Source organism: uncultured Salinibacterium sp. (assembly GCF_963974405.1).
Lineage (GTDB): Bacteria > Actinomycetota > Actinomycetes > Actinomycetales > Microbacteriaceae > Rhodoglobus.
On the sequence record NZ_CAXBBH010000001.1, the window covers coordinates 987,010 to 1,012,144 of the forward strand.

Consider the following 25,135-nt stretch of genomic DNA (forward strand, 5'->3'; position numbering starts at 1 on the left):
AGCGCCGCGTGAGCAAACCATTGACTTTTTCGCAATATTGTTCATAATCAATACGGTGTTGCCACTCATGGCAGACGACCGTGTGGATCTCGAAGAGTGACTCCAGCTCGTTTCAAATGAGTCGCGATGGTTTGAGCATTAAACCCAAGCTGCTCACCGACCTTCGCGAGAGATAACCCGGATTCGTAGAGTCGGGCAGCCAAAGCAACCTGCGCCTTCGTAATCGCGTGCACCCTTGGTGCAACTGCGTGACGATCGAGCGCAGCGCGAACAGTGGTGCGATGTACCTTAAACTCTGTCGCCAACTCCTTCATCGTTCTTCCGGATCGGTATCCATCCAAGATGGATTGCTGGATTTCAGCCGGTAGCTCTTTCGGTGGACGGGGATTGGATCGTGGAGTCGGTTTTCGTTCAATACGTTCCGCTCTGGCTTTCTCGAGCAGAATATGAAGTTGACGCGACGTCACCTTTATATGCGAGTAGGCACCCAGAACGCCCACCAACAGCAAAGGCCGCTCATTCCGTCACAAGACGAAATGAGCGGCCTTTCGTGCTGAGGAGCGAGGCTCCTAGTCAGCGATGTTCATCAGCAAGTGGCCAGATGACACCGTCAGCCCGACTGTGGCATTTACTGAAGCCACTACGCCGTCTTTGTGGGCGACGAGCGGTTGCTCCATCTTCATGGCCTCAAGCACGAGAATGAGGTCGCCCTTGACGACCTTGTCGCCCTCGGCAACAGCAACCTTCACGATGGTGGCCTGCATCGGCGCCTTCACAGAGTCACCAGTGATGGTGTTGACGCTCGACGCTGCTCGACGCTTCGGTGCTGCGGAGAGCACCGCACCGGTGTTTGAGCTCGGTACGAGCTTCGATGGCAAGTTCACTTCGACGCGCTTTCCCGCAACTTCGACCACGACGTTGTGACGTGCAGCGGCGGGAGTCGACTCAGCGAGTGACCCCGACCACGGCTCGATATCGTTCTCAAACTCGGTCTCGATCCAACGCGTGTACACGGTGAAGGGGTTGCTCGTGAAGGCAGGATCGCGAACGATCTTGCGGTGGAACGGGAGCACAGTGGGCAGGCCAGCAACTTCGAACTCGTCGAGCGCGCGGCGTGAACGCTCAAGAGCATCCTCGCGGCTCGAGCCGGTGACGATGAGCTTGGCGAGCAGAGAGTCGAAGGCGCCACTGATTTCGTCACCCGTTGTGACACCGCTATCAACGCGGATGCCCGGACCGCCGGGCATGCGCAGCACGTGGACGGGGCCGGGGGAGGGCATGAAGTTGAGGCCAGCGTCTTCACCGTTGATGCGGAATTCGAAGGAGTGACCGCGTGGAGTGGGGTCGTCGTAGTCGAGCACTCCGCCTTCGGCGATACGGAACTGCTCGCGAACGAGGTCGATACCGGTCACTTCTTCAGACACGGGGTGTTCGACCTGGAGGCGAGTGTTCACTTCGAGGAAGGAGATCGTGCCGTCTTTGGCTACTAAGAACTCACATGTACCGGCGCCGAGGTATCCCACTTCACGCAGAATGGCCTTCGATGACTCGTACAGCGCCTTGTTCTGCTCGTCACTGAGGAACGGGGCGGGAGCTTCTTCTACAAGCTTCTGGTGACGACGCTGCAGCGAGCAGTCGCGGGTAGAGATCACGACAACGTTGCCGTGAGCATCCGCTAGACACTGGGTCTCGACGTGGCGTGGCTGGTCGAGGTACTTCTCAACGAAGCACTCGCCGCGGCCGAATGCGGCAACGGCTTCACGTGTGGCGGAATCGAAAAGCTCGGGAATTTCTTCGCGAGTGCGCGCAACCTTCAGGCCGCGACCGCCACCGCCGAATGCTGCCTTGATTGCGACAGGCAGGCCGTGAAGATCGACGAAGTCGAGTACCTCAGCTGCTCCCGATACGGGATTAAGGGTTCCGGGGGCGAGAGGCGCGCCCACCTTCTCGGCGATGTGACGCGCCGAAACTTTGTCGCCCAGCTTCTCGATAGCCTCCGGCGATGGACCGATCCAAATGATGCCCGCCTCGATTACTGCACGAGCGAAGTCGGCGTTCTCTGCGAGAAAACCGTAGCCCGGGTGAATGGCGTCAGCGCCGGAGCGGCGAGCGATCGACAAAATCTTGTCAATCACGAGATACGTCTCGGCGCTCGTTGAACCCTCAAGGGCGTACGCCTCATCGGCGAGTTTCACATGCCGAGCATCCCGATCTTGGTCGGCGTAGACCGCCACAGAACCGATGCCACTGTCTTTAGCCGCGCGGATAACGCGAACGGCGATCTCTCCGCGGTTGGCGATGAGTACCTTCGTAATACGAGCCATAGTGACCTAGCTTATGGGGATGAGGGCCGAAGCCTTGAGGCGAAGCGCACAAAAATCTGCAACAAGCACTGTGGATGCCTACAGAGATGGGCGTTCGATATTCCAGAGTTCAGTCCACTCGGCACCGAGTTCGCGCATCAGCTGACGCACAAGAGCCACAGAAAGCCCCACTACGGCGTGCGGATCACCTTCGATTCGCTCGATGAACGCCGCGCCCAAGCTATCGATCGTGAACGCGCCAGCAACCTTGAGAGGTTCGCCGGTGGCGACATACGCATCGATTTCAGCATCCGTGATGTTGGAAGCAAAAGTGACGTGTGCACTCGACACCGCCCCGACTGCGCCGCGGACTTCACCACCGCGATGGTCGATGAGCCAGTGACCGGAGTGCAATACCCCTGTGCGACCGCGCTGCGCGATCCAACGCTGCCGAGCAATTTCTGGCTCGTGAGGTTTTCCGTACAGTTCGCCATCGAGTTCGAACGCTGAGTCTCCGCCCAGAATGAAACCATCAATCGGCTCGCCAGCAACGAGCGAATCGACAACGGCTTCGGCCTTAGCGCGGGCCAACAAATCGACGAGCCCCGGTCCATCCAATGGTCCAGGGGCAGCTGCAGCTGCAGCTTCTTCGTCGACGCCCGAGGCCAAAAGCACTGGATCAACCCCGGCTGCGCGCAGTGTTGCGAGGCGCGCGGGAGAGGTAGACGCAAGATAAAGACGCACAAGGCTCCTATGCTCAAGGGATGGGTGAATTGCTTGGCCAGATGATCGAAGTAGACGTTACCAATATTGCGCACGGGGGTGTCAGTGTGGCGCGGCACGACGGCCGTGTCGTTTTTGTCTCCGATGCGATTCCGGGAGAACGCGTGCTCGCGCGCATTACCGACGACAAAAAGAAGTCGTTTTGGCGTGCCGAGACAGTAAAGGTTGTAACGCCGAGCGAACACCGTCAAGACCACGTGTGGTCGGCGGCGAGCGTTGATCGTGACCCCGACAACCGGGCGGGAGGAGCCGAATTCGGCCACATCGAACTCGGCCACCAGCGGGAACTCAAAGCGCAGATCCTCAGCGAAGCTCTCGAGCGAATGGCCAAGGTCACGCTCGCGCCGCGCGTTGAGGCGGTACCCGGTGACGATGAACGCAAAGGACTCGGATGGCGCACTCGCGTCAGCCTCCATGTTGACGAACACGGCAACGTCGGTCCGTTCGCGGCACGCTCCCATCGAGTGATTCCTGTCGCCGATCTACCGCTCGCCACCCCCGAGCTCTCGGCCGGAGCCCCGCTCGATGAGAACTTCGACGGCTTCGACCGTGTCGATATTCTCAACCCGAGTAGTGGCGGCGTTCGCCTCATCATGGGCAAGCAGAAGCCACAAGTCATTACCGAAACGGTGGGTCAGCGCGAGTTCACACTGCTCGATTCCGGCTTCTGGCAGGTTCACCATGGTGCTGCCGAAGTGCTCACCGCTGCGGTGCAAGACGCAATCGACCCCGAATTGTTTGACGCTGCGGCATCCAATTTGGATCTCTATGGCGGCGTTGGACTATTTGCGGCGGCCGTGGGCGACAAGTTTGGACCCTCGACCAAGATCACCTCGGTCGAGGCGGAATCGGCCGCCACAGACCACGCTGCGAACAACCTGTCTGAGTGGCTCGGAGCTCACGCTGAAACGGGTCGCGTCGACCGGTGGCTTCGCCAGCATGTGAAAGAAGCAAGCGCGACCGAACGCGCGCGACTCGACAAGGCGACGATCATTCTCGACCCGCCACGTTCAGGGGCCGGGCGTGAAGTCGTCGACTTGGTTTCCCGGGCACACCCGGCTCAGGTTGTTTATGTCGCCTGTGACCCGGTTGCTTTCGCTAGAGACGTCGCGTTCTTCGCTGAGCGAGGCTACGAGCTCACGAAGGTTCGCGCATTCGATCTCTTTCCTCATACTCACCACGTCGAAGCGGTTGGACTGTTCACACGCGGTTGAGTACGTGTGTTGGTCTACTAATCCGGCATGATCGCGCTCTATCGCGGCTACGATAGGGCACAGATACTCAGGAGGACGCCACATGGCCCAGACCGAACCATCCGGGACAGAAACGCCCCAAGCGAACGCCCAACGCGACATAAGCGTTGCGGTCGTTGATGACCACGAATCGGTTCGATTGGGTTTGAAAGCTGCCTTCATCGACGAAGGCTACAACTTTGTGCTCGCGGCAGCCACGGTCAAAGAGCTCGTTGAGGGGCTCAACGGGCGTGAAATTGACGTCGTGGTTCTCGACCTCTCGCTCGGAGACGGCTCGACCGTCACCGACAACGTCAAAAACGTTCAAGCCACTGGATCAGCCGTTCTCGTGCACAGCATCGCAGACCGAGTGGCTAGCGTTCGTGAGGCGCTCGCCGCGGGGGCTGCCGGTGTGATTCCTAAGTCATCGGCGACCAAGACTGTGCTTGCTGCTGCCGCAACCGTTGCTCGAGGCGAAGTGCTCAACAACCTTGAGTGGGCTACGGCGATTGATGCGGACCGTGACTTCTCAAAGGCCCAACTCGGCCGTCGCGAACGCGAGATTCTTCACCTCTATGCTTCGGGATTGCCGCTCAAGCTGGCGGCCCAGCAGCTGGGTATCGGCTATTCGACTGCGCGTGAGTACCTCGACCGTATTCGAGTGAAGTACGTCGAAGTTGGTCGCCCCGCGCCGACCAAGGTTGACCTTCTCCGCCGCGCAGTCGAAGACGGCATCCTTCCCGGCTTGGATTCTGAAGGTGGCGATGGCCACTAGCGTCACGATGGCGCGGCCGGCGCCCACGGCAAAGCAGCCGCGAAACCCGATCAGCCGCAAACAGGTTGAGCGGGTTATATCGCGATCAGTCGCGGTGATTGGACTCGTCTTTGGAGCCCAAACAGTTCCGTGGTTGCTCGGGCAATTGTACGAATCTCAGCCGTGGTGGCTCATCACTGTAGTTCCCGTGTTGTTTGGGCTACTCATTGTCGTGGTAATTGCTTCGTTTGCGAACCGTGCAGTGCGTGCCCTGCATGGGACGTTTGCAGTGGCCTACTTCTTGGCTCTCGTGAGCTGGCCATTCACTGTTATTCCTGGCATCGAAGTATTCAGCGGAATCCACTGGCTGAACTATCTCATTACGGTAGCGACGGCGATGGCAGCGATTGCTTTCAACCGGGTCCTAGCGACGATCTATCTCTTCGCCGCACCTCTGGTATATCTGATCGTGCGCAGCCTGCCGGTGGGTGGTGATGCGCCACTGCAGCTTGCTTTTCTCGAGGCTTTCTACGCACTCATTTTGGGCAGTGCGATCATGATCATTGTGACGATGCTGAGGCAAGCCGCTACGAACGTCGACAAGGCACAAGCAACCGCATTGCAGCGCTACGGAAATGCGGTTCGTCAGCACGCCACTGAGGTGGAACGCGTGCAAGTTGACTCGATCGTGCACGATAGCGTTCTCACGACCTTCATCTCGGCGGCGCGCGCCTATTCGCCAGACGCGCAACGCCTCGCTGCTGTGATGGCAGGTAATGCAATTGGTCACCTGCGTGAAGCGGCAGCTACGTCACCTGATGACATCTCCACAATCCAAGCCACCGACCTTGCCCAGCGTGTGGTGACATCGGCGGAGTTGCTTACCTCCAACTTTTCATGTGCCGTGCGGAGTGTCGGGGCGCGTTCTTTGCCCGTGGCGGCGGCGGAGGCGGTGCACTCCGCTGCGGTGCAGGCCATGATGAACAGCCTCCAACATGCAGGTGGCCTAGACGTTGAGCGCAGCGTCGAGGTTCGAGGTCTCGAGGGCAATGGAATCGAAGTCCTCATCACTGACACGGGAAGCGGATTCGATCTCGATCACGTTCCGCAAGAACGGCTCGGCGTACGCGTGTCAATCGTAGAACGCGTCGCGAATGCGGGAGGTCGAACGGCCATTGCATCGGTGCCCGGGGTTGGCACTCAGATTTGTATTCAGTGGCCCCACGGCAATGTGAGCGATGAGATGTCTACCGCGGCTGACTTGTCAGCGGCAGAAGACGATCCGGAGGGTGAGCTGTGAATATCGGAGTGCCCCGCTACTTGATCGTCGGCATGGCAGCGCTGTTCTCGGCGTACCACATCGTGTTGGCTAACTACACGATCGATATCCCTGAACGCCCAGGGCCCATCTACTTGGCGATGGCTCTCTACGGCGTCGCGACCATCGTGAGCTTGCTCCCGTGGGGTCCTGTGCGGATGCCGGTGTGGATGGCAACCTTCAACTTCGCTACTGTCGTTGCAATATCGCTGCTCGTCGCGAACGAACTCGACTTCACTCGTGAGGGTGGCACAGGCTACGCCACGTGGTATGTCGCCGCCAGCGGAACTTTACTCACGATCACCTCGACCCGAGGTCGTCACACTTTCGCTTGGCTGGGCATTGGCTTTCTCGTCGCACACACCTTCAGCCTGGGCCCCGTAGGTCCCGCAGGATTGTTCAGCCTCGGAATCGTCGGCAGCGCATCCTGGGTTGCTGTCTCGCACGTGCTCAGCAGCGGGCTCGCAAAAGCATCCAAAGATGCGCAGCGCTTTGTTCTGGCAGAGCAAGAGGCGACTGATTGGCAGGCGGCTCAAGACGCTCACGTGCACGAGCGACAGTTCAGGCTCGAACAGACCGGCTCGATGGCGCTTGTCATGCTTGAGCGCATTCGAGAAACCGGCGGCGACCTTTCCGACGCCGAGCGTCGCGATTGTCTCAACCTCGAAGGAGCAATTCGTGACGAGATTCGCGGACGAAAGCTTCTCAATGATGCTGTGCGTGATCAAGTGATGATTGCCCGCCGTCGAGGGGCCACGGTCACGCTGCTTGACGAGGGCGGCATTGACGATCTCTCTGATGAGGATCTCGATCGTGTACTCAACAGACTTGCGCAGGCGATCCAGTCGACAAGCGCAGATAAGGTGATCGCGCGCACCGTTCCTGAAGGCTCGGATGTTGCAATCACCGTAGTTGGACTGCACAGCGCCGGCGACGGCGAATCAAGCGCTCTCGGTCAAGACTCACTCGAGGAAGATGTTGTCGACATCTGGCTTGAGATTCCCCGCGTTGGCGCAATCGGTTCTTAAAGGACTGCTGGTTTCCCGCGTCACATCATTGTTGTGCCGTGCTCGCCTCGATTGCGGCGCGTCCGTGTGCGCGCACGCACAGGCTGCGGGTTAAAGGCGGAAGGGCCGGAGTGGCTATAAGAAGCACTTCTCCGACCCTTCGCTAGAACCCGGATCAGGACGATAACCCGAATATCGTCCTGATCCGCCCCCAAAGAATTGGCCCGCTTACCCTAGTCGGCCAATCTTTGGCGGTGTAACTCCTATGGAGATTCACCTAGCAGTTAATATTCTGCACCACGCAAACAACTAACAAAGTCGGTGCTTTGGGGGACTACCGGGGGACAATATGCGATGTTCTGTATGAAATTGCCTGCATTCCTGCGGTTTTAGGCGAAATCCTTCCGCTGCAATTGGGGTACGACTGCGGCGGGGGCACAGGGTGCCGCACGCTGGAATGCACTCCCTCTTCTTAGCGCCGAGCGCTCGCGTTCCACGCTCCGGGCCCCGGATTCAGTGGCTCTCGGAGGGGGCGCTGGCTCCGTGCCCACGCCGAGGCGGGAGGCACGTCATCCGCGCCGGCAAGCTCCGCTGACTCCAGTAAGGCCGCCCGTACGACGGCAGTGACCGCCGCCACTTCTTCCGGCGTGATGTTCTGCGAGAGGATGCGAATCTCCGCCGGTTCCTCGTGAGAGTCCGCGCCGGTCACAGCGGAATGTTTCCGTGCTTCTTCGGAGGCATGCTCGCGCGCTTGGTACGCAGCGCACGCAGCGCCTTCACTACCTGCACGCGAGTGGCGGCTGGCTCAATAACCCCGTCGAGTTCCCCGCGCTCGGCAGCGAGGAACGGGCTGGCAACGTTGTAGGTGTATTCGTTAGCCAAGCGCGTCCGTACTGCCGCGACGTCTTCACCGGCTGCCTCGGCCGCCTTGATTTCGCCGCGGTACAAGATGTTGACGGCTCCTTGGCCGCCCATGACAGCGATCTCAGCGGTCGGCCATGCGTAGTTGAGGTCTGCGCCCAACTGCTTGGAGCCCATCACGATGTAGGCGCCGCCATAGGCCTTGCGAGTGATGACGGTAACGAGAGGCACAGTCGCCTCGGCGTAGGCGTACAGCAACTTGGCGCCACGACGAATAACACCTGTCCACTCCTGGTCGGTTCCGGGCAGGTAGCCGGGAACATCAACGAGCGTCAGGATCGGGATGCTAAACGAGTCGCAGAATCGCACGAAACGAGCTGCTTTCTCGCCCGCTTCGATGTTCAGGGTTCCCGCCATCGCCTGAGGCTGGTTGGCGATGATGCCCACCGAGCGACCCTCAACGCGACCAAAGCCGACGACAATGTTGGGGGCGAAGAGCGGTTGGGTTTCGAGGAAGTCGCCGTTGTCAACAATATGCTCGATGATCGTCTTCACGTCATAGGGCTGATTCGGGCTGTCGGGGATGATCGTGTTGAGCTTGCGATCCTCATCAGTAATTTCTAGCTCAACTTCGCTCTCGTAGATGGGAGCATCCGAGAGGTTGTTGTCTGGCAGGAAGCCGACGAGCGTGCGCGCGTAGTCGAGGGCATCCTCTTCATCGCTTGCAAGATAGTGGGCGACGCCCGAAACCTTGTTGTGCGTGAGCGCGCCGCCAAGCTCTTCCATGCCGACGTCTTCGCCGGTAACGGTCTTAATGACATCCGGTCCCGTGACGAACATTTGGCTTGTCTTGTCGACCATGATCACGAAATCGGTCAGCGCGGGGGAGTACACGGCGCCGCCGGCAGCCGGGCCCATGATGATGGAGATTTGCGGGATGACGCCCGAAGCTTGAGTGTTGCGACGGAAAATTTCGCCATATTTGCCGAGAGCAACTACGCCCTCCTGAATACGTGCTCCGCCGGAGTCGAGCATTCCGATGATCGGAACACCGGTCTTCATCGCGTGATCCATGACCTTGATGATCTTCTCGCCGGCGACTTCACCGAGTGAGCCACCGAAGATCGTGAAGTCTTGCGCGTACACGGCAACTTGGCGACCGTGGATTGTTCCTACGCCGGTCACAACCGCATCGCCATACGGGCGCTTCTTTTCCATACCGAAAGCGTGGGTGCGGTGACGAACGAACTCATCGAGCTCGACGAACGAGCCATGATCAAGCAATTGCTCAATGCGTTCGCGGGCCGTCATCTTGCCCTTGGCGTGCTGCTTCTCGATCGCTGCGTCACCACTGGCGGTCACGGCTTCGTGATAGCGGTTCTTGAGGTCGGCGATCCGGCCGGCGGTCGTGAACATGTCTGGAGTCGTATTGTCTTCGGTCACTGTGTCACTTTACCCACCCAACCTCTGCTTGTGGGGTTGGCGGAACCCACAAGTTTGAGCGCGGTTTCATTGAGGAAACACTAGAAGCGCATGGCAGCCGTCCGTGCGGCCCTCTACGCTGAAGCGATGCACTTGCCATTGAGTACTGCCGTTCTTCCCCTGCTTGAGCACCTCGAGGAGATCGGCTCGACGAACCAAGAACTTCTTGCGCGAGCGGCGAGCGGCAAAGCGTCCCATCTGTCTGCGCTCGTCACGACCAATCAAACGGCTGGGAGGGGGCGCCTCGGGCGCGAATGGCTGGCCCCACCGGGCAAAACCCTCGCGGTGTCTGTCTACGTTTCGCCACTGCATTCATCGATCGAGGCCCTGTCATGGATGCCTCTCATCGGTGGTCTTGCGATGGCACGGGCAGTGCGCTCGCTTGTGAACGATCGCGCCGTCACCCTCAAGTGGCCCAATGACGTGCAGATCGAAGGTATGAAGGTGTCGGGCCTGCTCTCCGAATTGGTGCCGGGGGGCACGGGAGTGATCGTCGGCGCAGGGCTCAATCTCACGATTGCGCGTGATGAGCTGCCGACATCCGTTTCTACCTCCCTTCTCTTGGAGGGGGCCGAGCCCACCCTGGATGAGGCCCTGAGTTGCTATCTCACCGAGCTTGTCGACCTCATCGATCAATTTGTGGCTGGCGGACTCGATGCCGTACGTAGCGGAATCGCGGATGCCGTGCGCGCGGAGTGCGGAACTGTCGGTCGCCGCGTGCGAGTCGAGCTGCCGGGCGGTAGTCGAATCTTCGGCACAGCTGAAACCGTCGATGATCAGGGGCAGCTTGTTGTCAAAGACGATACGAACGGACTGTTGCAGCACGTCGCGGCGGGCGACGTCACTCACCTGCGGTATGAATGACCTATGCCCCATGAGATGAGCGTTCAGCGCGAAGCCATTGTTGCTCGCGTGCGCTCGCACGCGAGGGCGTTGGTCTTTCCCGGCATCGTCTTTATTGCGACTGCGGGGGCGCTCGGCTATTTCTTTGGCAGTTTTCCGCAGACCTGGCAAAACGTGGCGCTGCTGACGGCAGGGTTGCTGCTGATTTTTGTTGCCTGGTTTCTGCCGTTCTTCGCGTGGTTGGCCAGAAATTACACGATCACGACGCGCAGAGTGGTGCTGTCGAGTGGTGTCTTCGTGCGGGTTCGCCAAGAACTTCTCCACAGCCGCGGCTACGACGTCACGGTTCGGCAGTCGTGGATTCAGCGGATGTTCGGCAGCGGCGATTTGCTCATTAACGCGGGCCACGATCATCCGGTCGTTCTTCGGGACATCCCCTCCGTGACGCTCACTCAAGCGGCGCTGCACGACCTTATGGAGAACAACCAAAACGTCGTCTCGATGCGTCGCCAGCGCGAAGAATCGCATCCTTCTGACGAGACCACCGTGTGGGGAACGCGCTAAAAGAGTGCGCTGAAGTCGCGCTAACTGAACCATCTACGTCGGCACGACATTTATTGTCAACCCGCATCAGATAGGGTGCGCAGCGTGAAGATTTCAGTTATTGGATGCGGCTACCTCGGCGCGGTCCACGCATCGTCTCTCGCGAAGCTGGGTCACGAGGTCGTAGGTATCGACATTGATCAGGTGAAGGTCGATTCGTTGGCTTCGGCTCACGCGCCGTTTTATGAACCGGGGTTGCCGGAACTTCTCGCCGAGACCTTGGCCGCTGGCACGCTCGAATTTACGACAGATATGAGTCGTGCGCAGGGTGCAACAGTGCACTTCATCGCCGTCGGGACACCGCAGCAGGAAGATTCCAATGCTGCAGATTTGCGCTTCGTCGAAGCGGCTCTTGACGCGATCGTGCCTTACCTCACGCCCGGCGATGTCGTGGTCGGTAAGTCCACGGTTCCTGTAGGCACCGCCGAGCGACTGGCAGTGCAGATCGAAGCGGTGGGCGCGCAACTAGCGTGGAACCCCGAATTCTTGCGCGAAGGCTACGCGGTTAAAGACACCATCAGCCCTGATCGACTTGTTTACGGTGTGCGTTCGGGAGACGAGCACTCGGTAGCCCTCCTCGACGAGGTTTACGCCTCAGTTTTGGCTCAAGGTATCCCGCGAGTCATCACTGACTTTGCGACAGCGGAGCTCGTCAAGGTAGCCGCTAATGCTTTCTTGGCGACCAAGATTTCGTTCATCAATGCCATGGCTGAGGTCGCTGAAGTCACCGGTGCCGACGTGACCCAGTTGGCTGATGCCATTGGTTACGATCAACGAATCGGTCGTCGTTTTCTCAATGCCGGTCTCGGTTTCGGCGGTGGCTGCCTGCCGAAAGATATCCGCGGATTTATGGCCCGCGCCTCCGAATTGGGTGCGGGCGATGCCCTCAATTTTCTGGGCGAGGTTGATGCGATCAACCTTCGTCGTCGCGAGCGCATGGTTGATCTGTGCCGTGAAGTGTTGGGCGGCACGATCGAGGGTGCGCGGGTCGCTGTTCTTGGCCTGGCGTTCAAGCCCGACTCCGACGACGTTCGCGATTCTCCGGCACTGGACGTTGCGGCACGGTTGGCAGAACTGGGTGCCGACGTACGGGCGACGGATCCTCAAGCAATTGAGACTTCGCGTCGATTGCGGCCGGGGCTGAACTATGTCGACAGCGCACGGGAGGCAGCGAAAGATGCCGATGTCGTGCTCGTGCTCACAGAATGGCGTGAGTATCGCGCCATTGATCCGAGCGAACTCGATTCAGTCGTTTCGGTGCGCGCGATCCTCGACGGTCGTAACTGTCTGGACCCGGTGCAGTGGCGTGAGGCCGGTTGGACGTATCGCGCGCTCGGTCGTCCCTAGCGCTGCTTCTGCCGCGGCATCCATAGCGACCTGGGCGACGTGGGTTGCGGCGAGAGCGGATTGTGTTGCCGAGTGCTCGGCCGCGAGAACGCTGCGACTCGGGCTGAAAACCCACCAACGGTAGAGCGCGAAACGGAAGATAGCGCCGAGGCCGAGGCCGACGACGTTGGTCGCGATGTTGTCGGCGAGCAGCGACGTGAAGCCGAAAACATAGTGGGAGACCCAGAGGCAGAAGAGGCCGATTCCCATGCCAGCGACGCTCACGATCGCAAATTCGACACCCTCACGCGTGGCACCCGTGCGGCCCGCTGTTGCGAACGTCCATCGACGATTGCCGACCCAGTTCGCACCGATTGCGAGTGTCGTGGAGATCACCTTGGCGACCACTGGGCCCTCGTGGAGCATGTCAGGTGAGAGAATTGTGAGACGCAACAGATTGAATACTGCGACATCGATCACGAGCCCACCGAGCCCCACTACGCCGAAACGTAGAAACTGGCCGAGCAGCTTTCGCATGTGATCTCTCCAGTAGACAAGAATGGGGCAGGGCGGTTGGAAGTCTAACCCGCCAACCTAAGCCCGAAACTGGGCATCATCTTAGATAGTGCAGGAGTCACGGATGCGACCGATCGTCGGCGTTATTGGCGGAGGCCAGCTGGCCAGAATGATGATCCCACGCGCGGTTGAACTTGGATTCGACTTGCGGGTTCTCGCCGAGACCGAGGGAATGTCTGCATCGCTGGCGGCGACTAAGGTCGGCGACTACACGGATACCGCCACTGTGCTCGAATTCGCTCGCGACGTCGACGTCATCACCTTTGACCATGAGCACGTGCCTCAAGACGTTCTCGCTGCGCTCGTTGATGCAGGTGTTTCCGTGCATCCGGGTCCCGCTCCGCTCGCGGTCGCTCAGGACAAGATCCTGATGCGTCAGGAGCTGACGCGGCTTGGTCTACCGGTTCCCGTGTGGGCTAGCGTGTCGAACGCTGCCGAGCTTGAGACCTTTCTCGCTGACAACGGTGGTCGCGTTATCGTCAAGACGCCGCGAGGGGGATACGACGGCAAGGGCGTTCGTATTGTGACTACGGCAGCAGAGGTTGTCGACTGGTTCGAAGCGGGCAGCCCGCTGCTGGCCGAAGAGCTTGTGTCGTTTACGCGGGAACTTGCGCAGCTCGCTGCCCGGCGCCCGAGTGGTGAGATAGCGCTCTGGCCTCTCGTCGAGTCGATTCAGCAGGATGGTGTCTGCGCAGAAATCATCGCACCAGCCCCGGGCACGCCTGCGCCGCTCGTGCAGGCGGCCGCGAGCATCGCCAGTACTGTCGCCGAGAAACTCGGTGTTACCGGCGTGTTGGCTGTGGAACTCTTTGAAACACCCGACGGCGCGCTTCTCATCAACGAGCTCGCCATGCGCCCGCACAACAGCGGACACTGGACGATGGATGGCGCGGTCACGAGCCAATTCGAACAACACTTGCGTGCCGTGCTCGACTTGCCCCTCGGCGTGACTGCTGCGCGCTCGCCGTGGACGGTCATGATTAATGTTCTTGGCGGCCCCACTTCTGGAACTATCGCGGAGCGTTACCCCGTAGCCTTGGCCAACCAACCTTCAGCGAAGTTCCACGAATACGGCAAAGCGCCTCGCCCCGGACGCAAGGTTGGCCACGTGAACGTCAGTGGAGATGACCTCGATGACGTCATGTACCGGGCGCGTGCCGCAGCAGCAATTCTGAAGGATTGAGACCTAGCATGGGATCCGTGACTCAACCGCAAGTAGCTGTAGTAATGGGATCAGACTCCGACTGGAAGGTCATGGTCGACGCTTCGGCGGCGCTCAAAGACTTCGGAATTGAGCACGAAGTCAGTGTGGTCTCTGCCCACCGCAGTGCGGAGAAAATGATCTCGTTCGGCAAGGAGGCTGCAGGCCGCGGCATCCGTGTGATCATCGCGGGTGCGGGTGGCGCAGCTCATTTGCCTGGCATGCTGGCGTCGGTCACCACTCTGCCCGTAATTGGCGTTCCTGTTCCGCTCGCACGCCTTGACGGCATGGACTCACTGCTCTCGATCGTGCAGATGCCTGCAGGCATTCCCGTCGCGACAGTATCCATCGGGGGAGCGCGAAACGCCGGCATTCTCGCGGCGCGAATCCTTGGTTCGGGTAATGAAGAACTCACTGGGAAGCTTGCCGATTATGCGGCAGGGCTCGAAGCAATGGTCGAAGAAAAAAACACTGCATTGAACGCGAGCCTGTGAGCGCGACAAGTTCCCTTCGTCAGCCCGCCGATCGTTCGGCGGCCACGATGACGAGGCGCGCATGGTGGCTTCTCGGCCTCAATATTCTCCTTCCAGGATCCGCTCAGCTGTTGGCAGGAAACCGCAAACTGGGTCGCTTCGGAGTCGTGGCGAGCTTCATTCTTGCGCTTGTAGTGGTGCTTGCCCTTGTGCTCTCCGCCCTCGCTCCTGCGGTGCTGCTCACAGTCGGCAGCAGCACCATTGGTCTCTGGGCGATTGCGCTAGGTTTGGCATTTTATGCCGTTCTGTGGGTCGTCCTCACCCTCAATGCGTGGAGCATCTCCGGACTCGCGAAAGCCACGCCCCGGGGCAGATCAGTCATTGCCGCGTTTAGCGCGATCGTGCTCGTTGTCGTTGCAGGCACTGCTGGATACGGTGCTTATGTTGCGACGACCGCCAACACCTTCTTGAGCGATGTTTTCATCGCAGCCCCCACGAAAGAGCCCATCGATGGGCGTTACAACATTCTTCTTCTTGGAGGCGATGCGGGCGCTGACCGTGACGGGCTTCGTCCAGACAGCATCACGCTCGCAAGCATCGATGCCGAAACGGGAGAGGCCGTTCTGATTGGCCTGCCGCGCAACATGGAGCTCACGCCCTTCGTTGCCGGTTCCCCGCTCGCCGATAAATACCCCGACGGCTACGGGGCTTATGGGTGCGACGTCGATGTGTGCCTCCTCAACTCCATCTACACCGAGGTCGAGCTCAATACGCCTGAACTGTATCCGGATGCCGCAGCGAACGGCAGTTCACCGGGAATCGAAGCCATGCGCGACGCCGTTGAGGGCATCACTGGGCTGGGAATCCAGTACTACGCTCTGATCGATATGCAAGGCTTTAGCGACTTGATCGACTCGCTCGGTGGCGTCACGATAAACGTCGCGGAGGCGGTGCCGATTCACGCGGATGCCGAGTTTACGATCGTCGCTGAATGGATTCCCGCTGGTGTGCAAGTGATGGATGGCTATCACGCACTCTGGTACGCGCGTTCACGCCACGACACGACCGACTACGACCGTATGGCGCGTCAACGCCAGCTTCAGCAGGCGGTAGTCGAGCAGTTCACGCCCGCGAACGTTCTCACGAAATTCCAAGCCATTGCGTCGGCGAGCTCTAAGGTTGTGACGACTGATATTCCTCAGGGCAGCTTGGGCTACTTCGTCAATTTGGCGTCGAAAACAAGAAATCTGCCGATCGGATCACTTGAGCTCGTCCCGGCCAACGATATTGATCCGGAGTACCCCGACTTTGATTACGTTCGCGAGCTTGTCGCCGACGTTACAGCGCCGAGCGTTCCAGCTGAGGGCAGCGAATAGCGGACGTTAGGGCTCTTAGAGGTCAGCGTGCAGCTGCCAGACCTTCTCTGCCGACATCCGCCAACTAAAGGCACGGGCACGGTCTTGCCCCGCATAGAAAAGGCGTTCCGCTAACAAGGCGTCATTCAATACGCGCGTAATTCCCTCAGCAAGTGCTTGGGAATACCCCTCTGCGGGTTCCCGCTCGATAACGACGCCCGCGTCGGCGGCGAGTTCGAGCAATGCTGGGGCATCGGAGTGAACAACGGGGATGCCAAACGAGAGAGCCTCAAGCACGGGCATCCCGAAACCAACATCGAGGTTGGGATAGACAAATGCGGAGGCGTGGTCGAACACAACCGAGAGGTCATCGTTGCTGATCGTTCCGAGGCAGCGCACGCGCTCTCGACTGATTTTCTCAGCGTCAAGGAATTCCGCGATAGTCTGGTCGTCAGGTTCGGGCCCGACGAGCAAGAGCACGACGTCATCATCGAGTTCGCGCAGTGCGAGGATGAGATGGTCGATTCCGCGATGCGGGTCAAGGCCCCCGATGGCGAGCAAGAATCGCTGCGGCAGGTCGAGTTCGTTCGCGCGCTCATCAATGTTCTCGGGGATGCGCAAGCTTGCGCTCGCCGCACCGCTAATGACTCGAATGCGATCACCAAAGTTCGCAATGTCGTCGAGCTGTTGAGCGACCGTATGGCTAGGAACAACGATGGCATCTGCGTATTTTTCAGCGCGCTTCAGCATTGCGCGCGCCCAGCTTGCTTGGCGGCTGCCGAGTGATTCCGGGCGAGTCCACGCGACGATATCGTGCACAGTCACGACGATCTGTTCGCCGCGATTGAGGCGGTCATGACGCCGCAGAGGAGCCAGCAGACTCGTGGCGTGCAACATGCCCTGACCGGGCACCTTTGTGAAGCCATGGTGCCACGAAGCACGTAATTCTCTGCGGCTTAGTGCGCTCTTATGCAGCTTGGCGAGGTTCGGCAAGCGATCAGCAATCAAGGCGTACTCAGCGTCGGTGGAGGCCGACACGAAAGCCTCGACGAAGCAATTGGCTGGGGCAACATTGATCAGCTCACGCGTCAACTCTTCGGAGTACCGAGCAACACTGCCCGGTGTCGGCGAAAGCATCTCATCGATAATGACGCGCAGAGTGGTCATTCGGCTGTCAACGCTCCTGATTCAAAGGCGGCCTGAAGGGCCTGCTTCCACTCACGCATCGGCTCGATCCCGGCATCTCGCCACGCACGGTGGCCGAGAACAGAAAAACTCGGTCGTGGTGCGGGCCGCTGGAAAGCTGAACTGTCGGTCGGCTTGACCCTATCAGGATCGAGGCCGGCCACGACGAAGACGGCTTGGGCAAGATCGAACCACGAGGCCTCTCCAGAGTTGGTTCCGTGGAAGATTCCGGCAGGAGTGCCTGCTTCGACAAGGGTGACGAGTTGCGCGGCGAGGTCACCAGTCCAGGTTGGCTGTCCGCGCTGATCATTCACGACGTCGAGCGTCTCGCGACCAGCAGCGAGCGTGAGCATTGTGCGCGGAAAGTTGCTGCCATTTTTGCCGTAAAGCCATGCAGTGCGCACGATAGCTGTGCGACCAGGGTTGTGCTCCAGGGCGAGAAGCTCGCCAGCAGCCTTTGTGCGCCCGTATGCAGATACCGGATGACGGGGCGCGTCCTCGGCGTAAGGCTCCGTGGCTGTGCCATCGAAAACGTAATCGGTCGAGAGCTGCACAAGTCGCGACCCGTGCTGTGCGGCGGCGAGAGCGAGATTGTGGGGGCCGACGGCATTGACGAGGTGCGCGTTTTCTTCGTCAGTTTCGGCGTCATCCACTCGAGTGTAGGCAGAGGCGTTGATGATCACATCAAAGCCGCTGAGCAATTCCACCGCTGCTGTGCGGTCGGTTATATCGAGCTCAGCGCGCGTGAAGCCTGTTGCATCGTGGCTACCGAGCGCATGCATGAGGTCGGTGCCGAGCATTCCGCCCGAGCCGACTACAGCAATACGGGTCACAGGGCGGCCTTGTCTTTGAGCGGCTCCCACCACTGGCGGTTATCGCGGTACCACTGCACGACGTCCGCGAGCCCTGATTCGAAGGGGACTTGAGGTTCGTAGCCGAGCTCCGACTGGATCTTGGAGATGTCAACGCTGTAGCGCAGGTCATGGCCAAGGCGATCGTCAACGCGGTCGACTGACGACCAGTCCCTCCCCGTGTGATCGAGAAGCAACTGGGTAAGTTCTTTGTTTGTCAGTTCGGTGCCGCCACCGATGTTGTAGATCTCGCCAGCGCGACCACCGGTGACGACGAGAGCGATGCCGCGGCAGTGATCATCAACGTGTAGCCAGTCGCGCACGTTGTTGCCTTCTCCGTAGAGCGGAACATGCTTGCCATCAATGAGGTTGGTCACAAACAGCGGAATGAGCTTTTCGGGGAAGTGATACGGGCCGTAGTTGTTCGAGCAGCGAGTGATCGACAGGTTCATTCCGTGGGTGCGGAAGTAGCTGCGAGCGAGCAGGTCGCTGCCGGCCTTGGACGCCGAGTAGGGCGAATTGGGCTCAAGTGGGCGTTGCTCATCCCACGAGCCTTCGTCGATCGAGCCGTACACCTCGTCGGTGGAGACATGAACGAAACGAGGAGTCTTGGCGCGCAAAGCCGCATCGAGCAAGCGCTGCGTGCCGAGCACGTTGGTCTCAACGAAAGCGCTCGCATCACGCACCGAGCGGTCGACGTGCGACTCCGCAGCAAAATGAACGATCGCGTCGATGTCACCGAGCAAGCTGTCGAGAAGCTCAGAGTCGCGGATGTCGCCCTCAACAAAGCTGTAGCGGGGCGAATCGGCGACAGGAGCGAGGTTCTCGAGGTTGCCCGAATACGTCAAGGCATCAAGCACCACAACGTCGGCGCCAGCGAGGCCCGGGTAGGTATCTTCGATCGTGCGACGCACAAAGTTGGAGCCAATAAAGCCGGCACCGCCGGTCACGAGAATCTTCATGAGGGGTTCCTGTCTGTAGTGGGCGTCGAAGCAGCGGTTGAAGCCGATGCACCAGTGGCGGGAAACTCTGATGCGAGGGTTCGCTTGAGTGCTTCCTGCAGGCTGAAGGTGGCAGTGTAGCCAGACTCTCGAAGCCGATCAGTGTTCACTGTCGTGTCGGCCGCAAACTTGCGAATACGAACCGCACTGATGGGGAAAGTGCGTCGAGTGATCTTAGCCGCCGCATCAAATACGTAGCCCGCAATTATCCCCAACGGCAGGGGAAGTCGAATGCCACTCGCTGCGTGCACGTTCATTTCGTCGCGCAGAATCGCGATGAGTTCTTTCGTCGACAGATCGGGCTTGTCTGCAAAATTGCGAATTTCAATACCGGTCGGAGCCTCAAGCCGGCTCGCGATGTACCCGACGATATTCCCGACGTAGGCCATCGACTTTCTGTTCTCACCCTTGCCGACCATGACAAAGCGGCCTGAGGAGACTTGCTTGGCTAGGTTGTAGACGTTGCCGCGGTTGCCCTCACCGAATACGACGGAGGGGCGCACGATTGCCAACGAGCGAGCGGCATCCGCATTCGCCCAGGCGCTGAAGATGCCTTCGGCGGCGAGCTTGGTGCGGCCGTATTCGTTGAAGGGTTCTGGAACTGAATCTTCGGCCGCGTTGTTCTTGTCGAGTCCGTATATTGCGACGGTGCTCGTGAAGACGATGCGCTGGATGCCGTTGGCTTCTGCCGCGGCGACAACAGCGTGAGCTCCTCCCACATTGACCTCGGTGTAGAGGCTCAAGGGCGAAACGTCGTCGCGGTGTTCGGCGGCGAGATTGATGATCGCATCGTGACCCACGCTCGCTGCGGCGAGTTCATCCGCGGACCGCACATCGCCCGTGACCGACTGGTCGGGAAAAGATGCGGAGAGCCGACGGTCAAAGTTGGTGAACTCATGACCTTGCTCATGCAGAGTGTGCAGAAGACGAGTGCCAATAAAGCCACTACCGCCCACGACGAGAATTTTCATAGAGGTGCCTTCTCCAGTTGTGACAGGTTGATTGTTCACCACACACCAGTGCTGATCAACAGCGCAATTATCCACTGATCTCTTGGGCGTCGCCTGAGTTGTTGTGCGCGGCGAGCCAGCGCACAGCGCGAACGCAGGTTTGTGTTCTCAACGAGGTGGAGCATCCGCTCAAGTTCAGGGCGGTGACGGTCGTCAGCAACACTAAGCGCAACGCGAGTAAGGAGGCGAGCTTGGCCGCGGTGCCACTGCTCCCGAACGAGAGCTAACCGCGAGAAAGCGGAGCGCGCGCCGACGTTGGCGCCCATGACATTCGAGTCGTGCTGACGGTAGTCGACAGTGGGAACGGAATCGATGTGCCAGGTCCAGCCGTGGGCGCGGGCCAAGACGTACAGCAGCCAGTCGTGATACTGCGGCGGCGCCTCTGAGCGTGGAGCGTCGAGGTAGTCGCGGGCCAGTGCCACTAAGCGGCGCGACATCAAGAACGTGGAACCGGGGCCGGGGCTCTCGAGCAAGTAATCGAACCGGCGCTGCGGAAAGTCCTTTTTAACGAGGCTGCGCTCCCCGTCGCTCGTGAACGATGTGACATTCGAAGAGACCCCATCTGCCGCAAGCTGAGTGCTCAGTCGCACATGCGAGGCTAGCTTGGTAGGAACCCAGATGTCGTCCTGATCAGAGAATGCGTAGTACTCGCGGTCGGCAGGGGCGAGCTGAATCAGTCGGTAAAAGTTTGCGGCGGCGCTGCCAGACGCTCCGTCACTGGCAATAACAGTGAGCCGGGGCTCATTGGCTGCTTGTTCGCTTAGCCATTCCGCGGTGCCATCGGTCGAAGCATCATCGCGAGCGAACACTTCAACTTCGACACCCTCTTGAGCGAGCACGCTTTCGAGCTGTTCCGGAAGCCAACGCCGACCATTGTGGGTCGCCAGCAGCACCGCGACACGGGGGAGCGACCCAGAGGTGTGATCAATAGGCATAACTCCCCAATGATAGTTGGCTTGGTGATGCGCACCACTTCATGTCGGGGCGCTTAGGCTGGAACCATGAGCGAGACTGCAGCCACCCCCTATTTCTCGGTGGCTTTGTGCACTCATAACGGGGCCTCATATATCGAAGAGCAACTGCTCAGCATTCTTGATCAAGAGCCGGCCCCGACCCAGCTCGTGGTGTCTGATGACGCCTCGAGCGACGACACGATTGCCCGAGTTCGTGCCGTTGTGGCTCGCTATCCCGAGGTGCAGCTCACCGTCTTCGAAAACTCTCCGACCCTCGGCGTCACGAAGAACTTTGAGCAGGCTATCCGCGCGTGCACGGGTGACCTCATTGCCTTGAGCGATCAGGATGACGTGTGGCATGCGGGGCGGCTTGCTCTATTCGCGGCACAATTCGCTGCGCATCCGGCTGTCTCGCTCCTGCATTCTGATGCCCGGCTCGTCGATGGTGCCGGAGTGCCGCTTGGTCATACCCTTTCGGAAGCGCTGGGCGTCAGCACGAGCGAAGTCGCCAGCATCCATGCCGGGGATGCTTTCTCGGTGATGCTCCGCCGCAACCTCGTGACGGGTGCTTGTACGGTCTTTCGTCGAAGCCTTGTTGAATTTGCGGCGCCGTTTCCACCGTCGTGGGTTCACGACGAATGGCTCGGCATTATTGCTGCAGCCGTGGCTTCTACGGACTTTGTTGAGCAGCCAACGATCGATTACCGGCAGCACGGTTCCAACCAGATCGGTGCCACAAAACTCTCCCTCCGCGGAAAGTTTGGGCGCATGATGGAACCGCGTCGTGACCGCAATGCTCGACTAGAAACCAACATGACGGTGCTTGTTGACCGTCTGCAGCGGCTCGGTGGGCGGGTTGACGCTGGCAAGCTGAGCCGAGCACGGGCCAAACTGGAACACGAACGCATGAGAAATTCGCTTCCTGAGGGGCGTTTGAGCCGCATCCCCTCCGTCGCTCGCGCTTTCGCCGCGGGCCGATATGGTCACTATTCACGGGGTCCCCTTGACGCGGTACGCGACATTGTTCAGCCAGTCGGTTGACTCTCGGAGCAGCTGAACTGCCTGCCAAGACTCGCCGGGTAAGATTCCGGGTGTGCAGATACGTGAACTCTCGGTGCCAGATTCCTACGAAATCACCCCAAAACAATTCGCTGACGACCGCGGCGTGTTCTTGGAGTGGTACCGCTTCGACAAGCTCGAAGAGGTAGTGGGGCACCCGCTTGACCTTCGCCAGGCCAACACGTCGGTCTCGCAGCGTGGCGTTGTGCGAGGCATCCACTATGCGGATGTTCCTCCCGGGCAAGGCAAGTACGTCACGGTCACCCACGGTGCCGGTATCGATTTCGTCGTCGACATTCGGGAGGGGTCGCCCACTTATGGTCAGTGGGACTCCGTCATTCTCGACACTGTCGACCGCCGTGCGGTTTACGTTGCTGAGGGGCTCGGCCATGCCTTCATCGCGCTCACTGACGACGCGACCCTCACGTATTTGGTGAGCGACGTATATAAGCCGGGAGCCGAACACGACATCAACGTGCTCGACCCTGAAATCGGTTTGGTGTTCCCGCCCGAACTCGGCGACCTCGTGCTCTCGCCCAAAGACAAAATCGCCCCCACTCTTGCTGAGCGCCTCGCTGATGGCTCACTTCCCTCGTACGCAGCCGTCAAGGAGTATTACGAGGCGAACCGAAAGGAACGCAACTAATGCGCGGAATTATTTTGGCCGGTGGCAGCGGTACGCGCCTGTGGCCCATTACTAAGGGCATTTCCAAGCAGCTCATGCCCATCTATGACAAGCCCATGGTGTACTACCCCTTGTCGACTCTCATGAGTGCGGGCATCCGCGAGATTCTCATCATCACGACTCCGGATGATCAACCGCAGTTTCAGCGACTGCTTGGTGACGGCAGCGAACTGGGAATCGAGCTCACGTATGCCGTGCAGCCTTCGCCAGATGGACTCGCACAGGCGTTCATTATCGGCGAGGAGTTCATCGGTGATGAAAAGGTCGCTCTCGTTCTCGGTGACAACATCTTTCACGGCGTGGGTCTCGGATCAAACCTGCGCAAGCACAATGACGTCGATGGATCACTCATTTTCGCGTACCACGTGCGCAACCCCCACGCCTACGGCGTTGTCGAGTTTGATGAGAACTTCATTGCGCAGTCGATCGAAGAGAAGCCGGTCGAGCCGAAGAGCAATTACGCGGTGCCTGGCCTCTACTTCTACGACAACTCGGTGATTGAGATCGCAAAGTCAATCACGCCGAGCGCCCGCGGGGAACTTGAAATCTCGACCATCAATGAGCACTACCTCAACCGGGGTCAGTTGCAGGTCAACGTGCTCGATCGTGGTACCGCGTGGCTCGACACCGGCACATTTGAATCGATGGTTCAAGCCACCGAATTCGTGCGCGTGATTGAAGACCGCCAGGGTTACAAGATTGGCTGCATCGAGGAGATCGCCTGGCGCGCGGGCTGGATTTCGGACGACCAACTCGCTGCCCTCGCCGCCCCTCTCGTCAAGAGCGGCTACGGCGTCTATCTCGAAGGACTGTTGGCGGCAGCGAAGTGACTCGTGTACTGATCATTACGGGTGACCCGATCGGTCCCCGGATGGCAGGGCCCGCGATTCGTTCGTGGAATATGGCTCTCGCGCTCGCCGAAGCGGGCAATGAGGTCACGCTCATGACGACGACAAAGCTGCAGCCGGTTGATGCCCCCTTCGAACTCACTCTCGTGACGCCGGGGGAGAACGACGCCTTTGCGAAACTCGAACAGTGGTGCGACGTTGTGGTCTTCCAAGGCCACGCCATGCGCCAGTTCGAAGTGCTGCGCACGACAGACAAGATCACCGTCGTCGACATTTACGACCCCATGCATCTCGAAATGCTTGAGCAGGGCCGTGAACTTGCGCGTGCCACGTGGGAGCTTCGCGTCACGACCGCGATAGAGGTGCTCAACGAACAGCTCGCGCTCGGTGACTTCTTTATGTGTGCCTCGGAACGGCAGCGACTGTTCTACTTTGGCCAGATGGCGGCGCTCGGGCGCCTCAGCCCCGCCACCTACGAGAACGATCCCCACCTTGAGGGCCTTCTGAGCGTTGTGCCATTTGGTCTCGAAGGCACGCCTCCCGCGCATGAGCGCGACACCCTCAAGGGTGTTCTGCCGGGCATCAACGCCGACGACAAGCTCATGATCTGGGGCGGTGGCGTCTACAGCTGGTTTGACCCCAAGACTCTGATCCGGGCCGTTGCGAAACTTGCTGAAACGCGCGACACGGCCAAGCTCTACTTTCTCGGCACCCGGCATCCGGGAGTCGACCAGATGGGGATCGTGCGCGAGTCGCATGACCTTGCTGCCGAGTTGGGTGCACTCAATTCCTCGGTGTTCTTTAACGAGGAGTGGGTCGACTACGCCGATCGCCAAAACTATTTGACCGAGGCGGATGCCGGCGTCAGCACCCATATGTCTCATATCGAGACCACGTTCTCGTTCCGCACTCGCATCCTCGACTATCTCTGGGCGGGGCTGCCCATGGTTGTTACTGAGGGCGATAGCTTCGCCGATCTCATCGAGGCTGAGGGACTGGGGCTCACCGTGCCTGCCCAAGACGCGGATGCTCTCGCAGCAGCCCTCGACCGTGTTCTCTACGACGAAGCGTTCATTGCCGAGTGCAAGCAGAACGTCGCTCGGGTTCGTGAGGACTTCTACTGGAAGCGCACGCTCGCGCCTTTGGTGAATTTTGTTGCCAACCCGCAGCACGCCGCCGACCACGCAGAAACGCGTCGTCGTGGGGTGGCACTGGGCGGTAAAGTTCGCAAGCCTTACGGCCTGCGTCACGACCTGCGCATGGCGTGGCACCACTTGCGCCATACGGGTGTCAAAGCCACGGCAGCAAAGATCGTCGCGAGAGTTCGGAGCTAAATTTTGCTCACAGCATTCTCCCGACTTCTGGGCGTTAGCTTTGTCGGATGTTGACTGGTGTGCGCTCCGTGCTCTCACGCTCAGACCGGCGA

At 59.7% G+C, this 25,135-nt stretch carries 24 protein-coding genes; 14 read left to right on the forward strand and 10 right to left on the reverse strand.

Features of this window, described 5'->3' with window-relative positions:
- Positions 1-569: 569 nt before the first annotated feature.
- Both AACZ26_RS04860 and AACZ26_RS04865 read right to left on the reverse strand, forming a co-directional pair.
- Entirely contained in the window at positions 570-2,324 is a 1,755-nt protein-coding gene (locus AACZ26_RS04860; RefSeq protein WP_339619565.1) for a biotin carboxylase N-terminal domain-containing protein, read from the reverse strand.
- 78 nt (positions 2,325-2,402) lie between these two features.
- Complete coding sequence (locus AACZ26_RS04865; RefSeq protein WP_339619566.1) at positions 2,403-3,047, reverse strand: Maf family protein; 645 nt, start codon at positions 3,045-3,047, stop codon at positions 2,403-2,405.
- Between the two features lie 20 nt (positions 3,048-3,067).
- Here AACZ26_RS04865 and AACZ26_RS04870 point away from each other — a divergent pair, with 20 nt between their 5' ends.
- The 4 genes from AACZ26_RS04870 (at position 3,068) to AACZ26_RS04885 (ending at position 7,418) form a co-directional block, all read left to right on the forward strand.
- Complete coding sequence (locus AACZ26_RS04870; RefSeq protein ID WP_339619567.1) at positions 3,068-4,300, forward strand: TRAM domain-containing protein; 1,233 nt, start codon at positions 3,068-3,070, stop codon at positions 4,298-4,300.
- 82 nt (positions 4,301-4,382) lie between these two features.
- The gene (locus tag AACZ26_RS04875) at positions 4,383-5,093 is read left to right on the forward strand and encodes a response regulator (protein WP_339619568.1); all 711 of its coding nucleotides are present in this window, start codon (positions 4,383-4,385) and stop codon (positions 5,091-5,093) included.
- Positions 5,083-6,372 carry an ATP-binding protein gene (locus AACZ26_RS04880; protein ID WP_339619569.1) on the forward strand — a complete coding sequence of 430 codons (1,290 nt, stop codon included), beginning with the start codon at positions 5,083-5,085 and terminating at the stop codon, positions 6,370-6,372. Before AACZ26_RS04875 ends, AACZ26_RS04880 begins: the two co-directional genes overlap by 11 nt.
- The gene (locus tag AACZ26_RS04885) at positions 6,369-7,418 is read left to right on the forward strand and encodes a hypothetical protein (RefSeq protein WP_339619570.1); all 1,050 of its coding nucleotides are present in this window, start codon (positions 6,369-6,371) and stop codon (positions 7,416-7,418) included. Before AACZ26_RS04880 ends, AACZ26_RS04885 begins: the two co-directional genes overlap by 4 nt.
- Before the next feature lie 451 nt (positions 7,419-7,869).
- Here AACZ26_RS04885 and AACZ26_RS04890 read toward each other — a convergent pair whose 3' ends face one another.
- Together AACZ26_RS04890 and AACZ26_RS04895 are read right to left on the reverse strand one after the other, a co-directional pair.
- The gene (locus AACZ26_RS04890) at positions 7,870-8,106 is read right to left on the reverse strand and encodes an acyl-CoA carboxylase epsilon subunit (RefSeq protein WP_339619571.1); all 237 of its coding nucleotides are present in this window, start codon (positions 8,104-8,106) and stop codon (positions 7,870-7,872) included.
- Entirely contained in the window at positions 8,103-9,674 is a 1,572-nt protein-coding gene (locus AACZ26_RS04895; RefSeq protein WP_100389268.1) for an acyl-CoA carboxylase subunit beta, read from the reverse strand. The genes AACZ26_RS04890 and AACZ26_RS04895 overlap by 4 nt, the downstream gene beginning before the upstream one ends.
- A 117-nt stretch (positions 9,675-9,791) precedes the next feature.
- Here AACZ26_RS04895 and AACZ26_RS04900 point away from each other — a divergent pair, with 117 nt between their 5' ends.
- The 3 genes from AACZ26_RS04900 to AACZ26_RS04910 all read left to right on the forward strand — a co-directional run bounded on the left by AACZ26_RS04900 (position 9,792) and on the right by AACZ26_RS04910 (position 12,533).
- Positions 9,792-10,604, forward strand: coding sequence for a biotin--[acetyl-CoA-carboxylase] ligase (locus AACZ26_RS04900; RefSeq protein WP_339619573.1), 813 nt, complete (start codon positions 9,792-9,794; stop codon positions 10,602-10,604).
- 3 nt (positions 10,605-10,607) lie between these two features.
- Entirely contained in the window at positions 10,608-11,147 is a 540-nt protein-coding gene (locus AACZ26_RS04905) for a PH domain-containing protein (RefSeq protein ID WP_339619574.1), read from the forward strand.
- An 84-nt stretch (positions 11,148-11,231) separates the two neighbouring features.
- Complete coding sequence (locus AACZ26_RS04910) at positions 11,232-12,533, forward strand: UDP-glucose/GDP-mannose dehydrogenase family protein (RefSeq protein WP_339619576.1); 1,302 nt, start codon at positions 11,232-11,234, stop codon at positions 12,531-12,533.
- Here the strand turns inward: AACZ26_RS04910 and AACZ26_RS04915 are convergent.
- Complete coding sequence (locus AACZ26_RS04915; protein ID WP_339619577.1) at positions 12,432-13,049, reverse strand: GtrA family protein; 618 nt, start codon at positions 13,047-13,049, stop codon at positions 12,432-12,434. The two genes, AACZ26_RS04910 and AACZ26_RS04915, sit on opposite strands and share 102 nt — an antisense overlap.
- 103 nt (positions 13,050-13,152) lie before the next feature.
- On the opposite strand from AACZ26_RS04915, the gene AACZ26_RS04920 reads away from it, so the two are divergent.
- Genes AACZ26_RS04920 through AACZ26_RS04930 form a run of 3 tightly spaced genes read left to right on the forward strand, consistent with a single transcriptional unit; the run spans position 13,153 to position 16,138 of the window.
- Positions 13,153-14,271 carry a 5-(carboxyamino)imidazole ribonucleotide synthase gene (locus AACZ26_RS04920; protein ID WP_339619578.1) on the forward strand — a complete coding sequence of 373 codons (1,119 nt, stop codon included), beginning with the start codon at positions 13,153-13,155 and terminating at the stop codon, positions 14,269-14,271.
- An 8-nt stretch (positions 14,272-14,279) separates the two neighbouring features.
- Positions 14,280-14,783 (forward strand): 5-(carboxyamino)imidazole ribonucleotide mutase, encoded by a 504-nt coding sequence (gene purE / locus AACZ26_RS04925; protein ID WP_339619580.1) that lies wholly within the window; start codon positions 14,280-14,282, stop codon positions 14,781-14,783.
- Complete coding sequence (locus AACZ26_RS04930) at positions 14,780-16,138, forward strand: LCP family protein (RefSeq protein WP_339619581.1); 1,359 nt, start codon at positions 14,780-14,782, stop codon at positions 16,136-16,138. Before purE ends, AACZ26_RS04930 begins: the two co-directional genes overlap by 4 nt.
- A 15-nt stretch (positions 16,139-16,153) precedes the next feature.
- On the opposite strand, the gene AACZ26_RS04935 is transcribed toward AACZ26_RS04930, so the two are convergent.
- Genes AACZ26_RS04935 through AACZ26_RS04955 form a run of 5 tightly spaced genes read right to left on the reverse strand, consistent with a single transcriptional unit; the run spans position 16,154 to position 21,099 of the window.
- Positions 16,154-17,284 (reverse strand): glycosyltransferase family 1 protein, encoded by a 1,131-nt coding sequence (locus AACZ26_RS04935; RefSeq protein ID WP_339619583.1) that lies wholly within the window; start codon positions 17,282-17,284, stop codon positions 16,154-16,156.
- Positions 17,281-18,135 (reverse strand): dTDP-4-dehydrorhamnose reductase, encoded by an 855-nt coding sequence (gene rfbD / locus AACZ26_RS04940; protein ID WP_339619584.1) that lies wholly within the window; start codon positions 18,133-18,135, stop codon positions 17,281-17,283. Before rfbD ends, AACZ26_RS04935 begins: the two co-directional genes overlap by 4 nt.
- Positions 18,132-19,115, reverse strand: coding sequence for a dTDP-glucose 4,6-dehydratase (gene rfbB, locus AACZ26_RS04945; protein WP_339619585.1), 984 nt, complete (start codon positions 19,113-19,115; stop codon positions 18,132-18,134). The genes rfbD and rfbB overlap by 4 nt, the downstream gene beginning before the upstream one ends.
- A complete protein-coding gene (locus tag AACZ26_RS04950) occupies positions 19,112-20,125 on the reverse strand; it encodes an NAD-dependent epimerase/dehydratase family protein (RefSeq protein WP_339619586.1) in 1,014 nt (337 codons plus the stop codon). The genes rfbB and AACZ26_RS04950 overlap by 4 nt, the downstream gene beginning before the upstream one ends.
- A gap of 35 nt (positions 20,126-20,160) precedes the next feature.
- Positions 20,161-21,099, reverse strand: a complete 939-nt coding sequence (locus AACZ26_RS04955; protein ID WP_339619587.1) for a glycosyltransferase family 2 protein — start codon at positions 21,097-21,099, stop codon at positions 20,161-20,163.
- A 66-nt stretch (positions 21,100-21,165) separates the two neighbouring features.
- Between AACZ26_RS04955 and AACZ26_RS04960 the strand changes: the two genes are divergently transcribed.
- From AACZ26_RS04960 to AACZ26_RS04975, 4 genes are read left to right on the forward strand one after another with little or no spacing between them, the layout of a single operon-like run.
- Positions 21,166-22,158: a glycosyltransferase family 2 protein gene (locus AACZ26_RS04960; RefSeq protein WP_339619588.1), complete on the forward strand. Its 993-nt coding sequence runs from the start codon at positions 21,166-21,168 to the stop codon at positions 22,156-22,158.
- Between the two features lie 52 nt (positions 22,159-22,210).
- Positions 22,211-22,822 carry a dTDP-4-dehydrorhamnose 3,5-epimerase gene (rfbC, locus tag AACZ26_RS04965; RefSeq protein WP_339619590.1) on the forward strand — a complete coding sequence of 204 codons (612 nt, stop codon included), beginning with the start codon at positions 22,211-22,213 and terminating at the stop codon, positions 22,820-22,822.
- Positions 22,822-23,691 carry a glucose-1-phosphate thymidylyltransferase RfbA gene (rfbA, locus tag AACZ26_RS04970; protein WP_339619591.1) on the forward strand — a complete coding sequence of 290 codons (870 nt, stop codon included), beginning with the start codon at positions 22,822-22,824 and terminating at the stop codon, positions 23,689-23,691. Before rfbC ends, rfbA begins: the two co-directional genes overlap by 1 nt.
- Positions 23,688-25,043: a glycosyltransferase gene (locus AACZ26_RS04975; protein ID WP_339619592.1), complete on the forward strand. Its 1,356-nt coding sequence runs from the start codon at positions 23,688-23,690 to the stop codon at positions 25,041-25,043. Before rfbA ends, AACZ26_RS04975 begins: the two co-directional genes overlap by 4 nt.
- Positions 25,044-25,135 lie beyond the last annotated feature (92 nt).

What these genes read in the sequence shown, in the direction of transcription:
- AACZ26_RS04900 (WP_339619573.1), top strand. Translation starts at nt 9,792, where the DNA reads ATGGCAGCCGTCCGTGCGGCCCTCTACGCTGAAGCGATGCACTTGCCA.
- AACZ26_RS04915 (WP_339619577.1), bottom strand. Translation starts at nt 13,049, where the DNA reads ATGCGAAAGCTGCTCGGCCAGTTTCTACGTTTCGGCGTAGTGGGGCTC.
- rfbB (WP_339619585.1), bottom strand. Translation starts at nt 19,115, where the DNA reads ATGAAGATTCTCGTGACCGGCGGTGCCGGCTTTATTGGCTCCAACTTT.
- AACZ26_RS04935 (WP_339619583.1), bottom strand. Translation starts at nt 17,284, where the DNA reads ATGACCACTCTGCGCGTCATTATCGATGAGATGCTTTCGCCGACACCG.
- AACZ26_RS04880 (WP_339619569.1), top strand. Translation starts at nt 5,083, where the DNA reads ATGGCCACTAGCGTCACGATGGCGCGGCCGGCGCCCACGGCAAAGCAG.
- AACZ26_RS04895 (WP_100389268.1), bottom strand. Translation starts at nt 9,674, where the DNA reads ATGTTCACGACCGCCGGCCGGATCGCCGACCTCAAGAACCGCTATCAC.
- AACZ26_RS04960 (WP_339619588.1), top strand. Translation starts at nt 21,166, where the DNA reads ATGAGCGAGACTGCAGCCACCCCCTATTTCTCGGTGGCTTTGTGCACT.
- AACZ26_RS04955 (WP_339619587.1), bottom strand. Translation starts at nt 21,099, where the DNA reads ATGCCTATTGATCACACCTCTGGGTCGCTCCCCCGTGTCGCGGTGCTG.
- AACZ26_RS04905 (WP_339619574.1), top strand. Translation starts at nt 10,608, where the DNA reads ATGCCCCATGAGATGAGCGTTCAGCGCGAAGCCATTGTTGCTCGCGTG.
- AACZ26_RS04920 (WP_339619578.1), top strand. Translation starts at nt 13,153, where the DNA reads ATGCGACCGATCGTCGGCGTTATTGGCGGAGGCCAGCTGGCCAGAATG.
- purE (WP_339619580.1), top strand. Translation starts at nt 14,280, where the DNA reads ATGGGATCCGTGACTCAACCGCAAGTAGCTGTAGTAATGGGATCAGAC.
- AACZ26_RS04860 (WP_339619565.1), bottom strand. Translation starts at nt 2,324, where the DNA reads ATGGCTCGTATTACGAAGGTACTCATCGCCAACCGCGGAGAGATCGCC.
- AACZ26_RS04870 (WP_339619567.1), top strand. Translation starts at nt 3,068, where the DNA reads ATGGGTGAATTGCTTGGCCAGATGATCGAAGTAGACGTTACCAATATT.
- rfbA (WP_339619591.1), top strand. Translation starts at nt 22,822, where the DNA reads ATGCGCGGAATTATTTTGGCCGGTGGCAGCGGTACGCGCCTGTGGCCC.
- AACZ26_RS04875 (WP_339619568.1), top strand. Translation starts at nt 4,383, where the DNA reads ATGGCCCAGACCGAACCATCCGGGACAGAAACGCCCCAAGCGAACGCC.
- AACZ26_RS04950 (WP_339619586.1), bottom strand. Translation starts at nt 20,125, where the DNA reads ATGAAAATTCTCGTCGTGGGCGGTAGTGGCTTTATTGGCACTCGTCTT.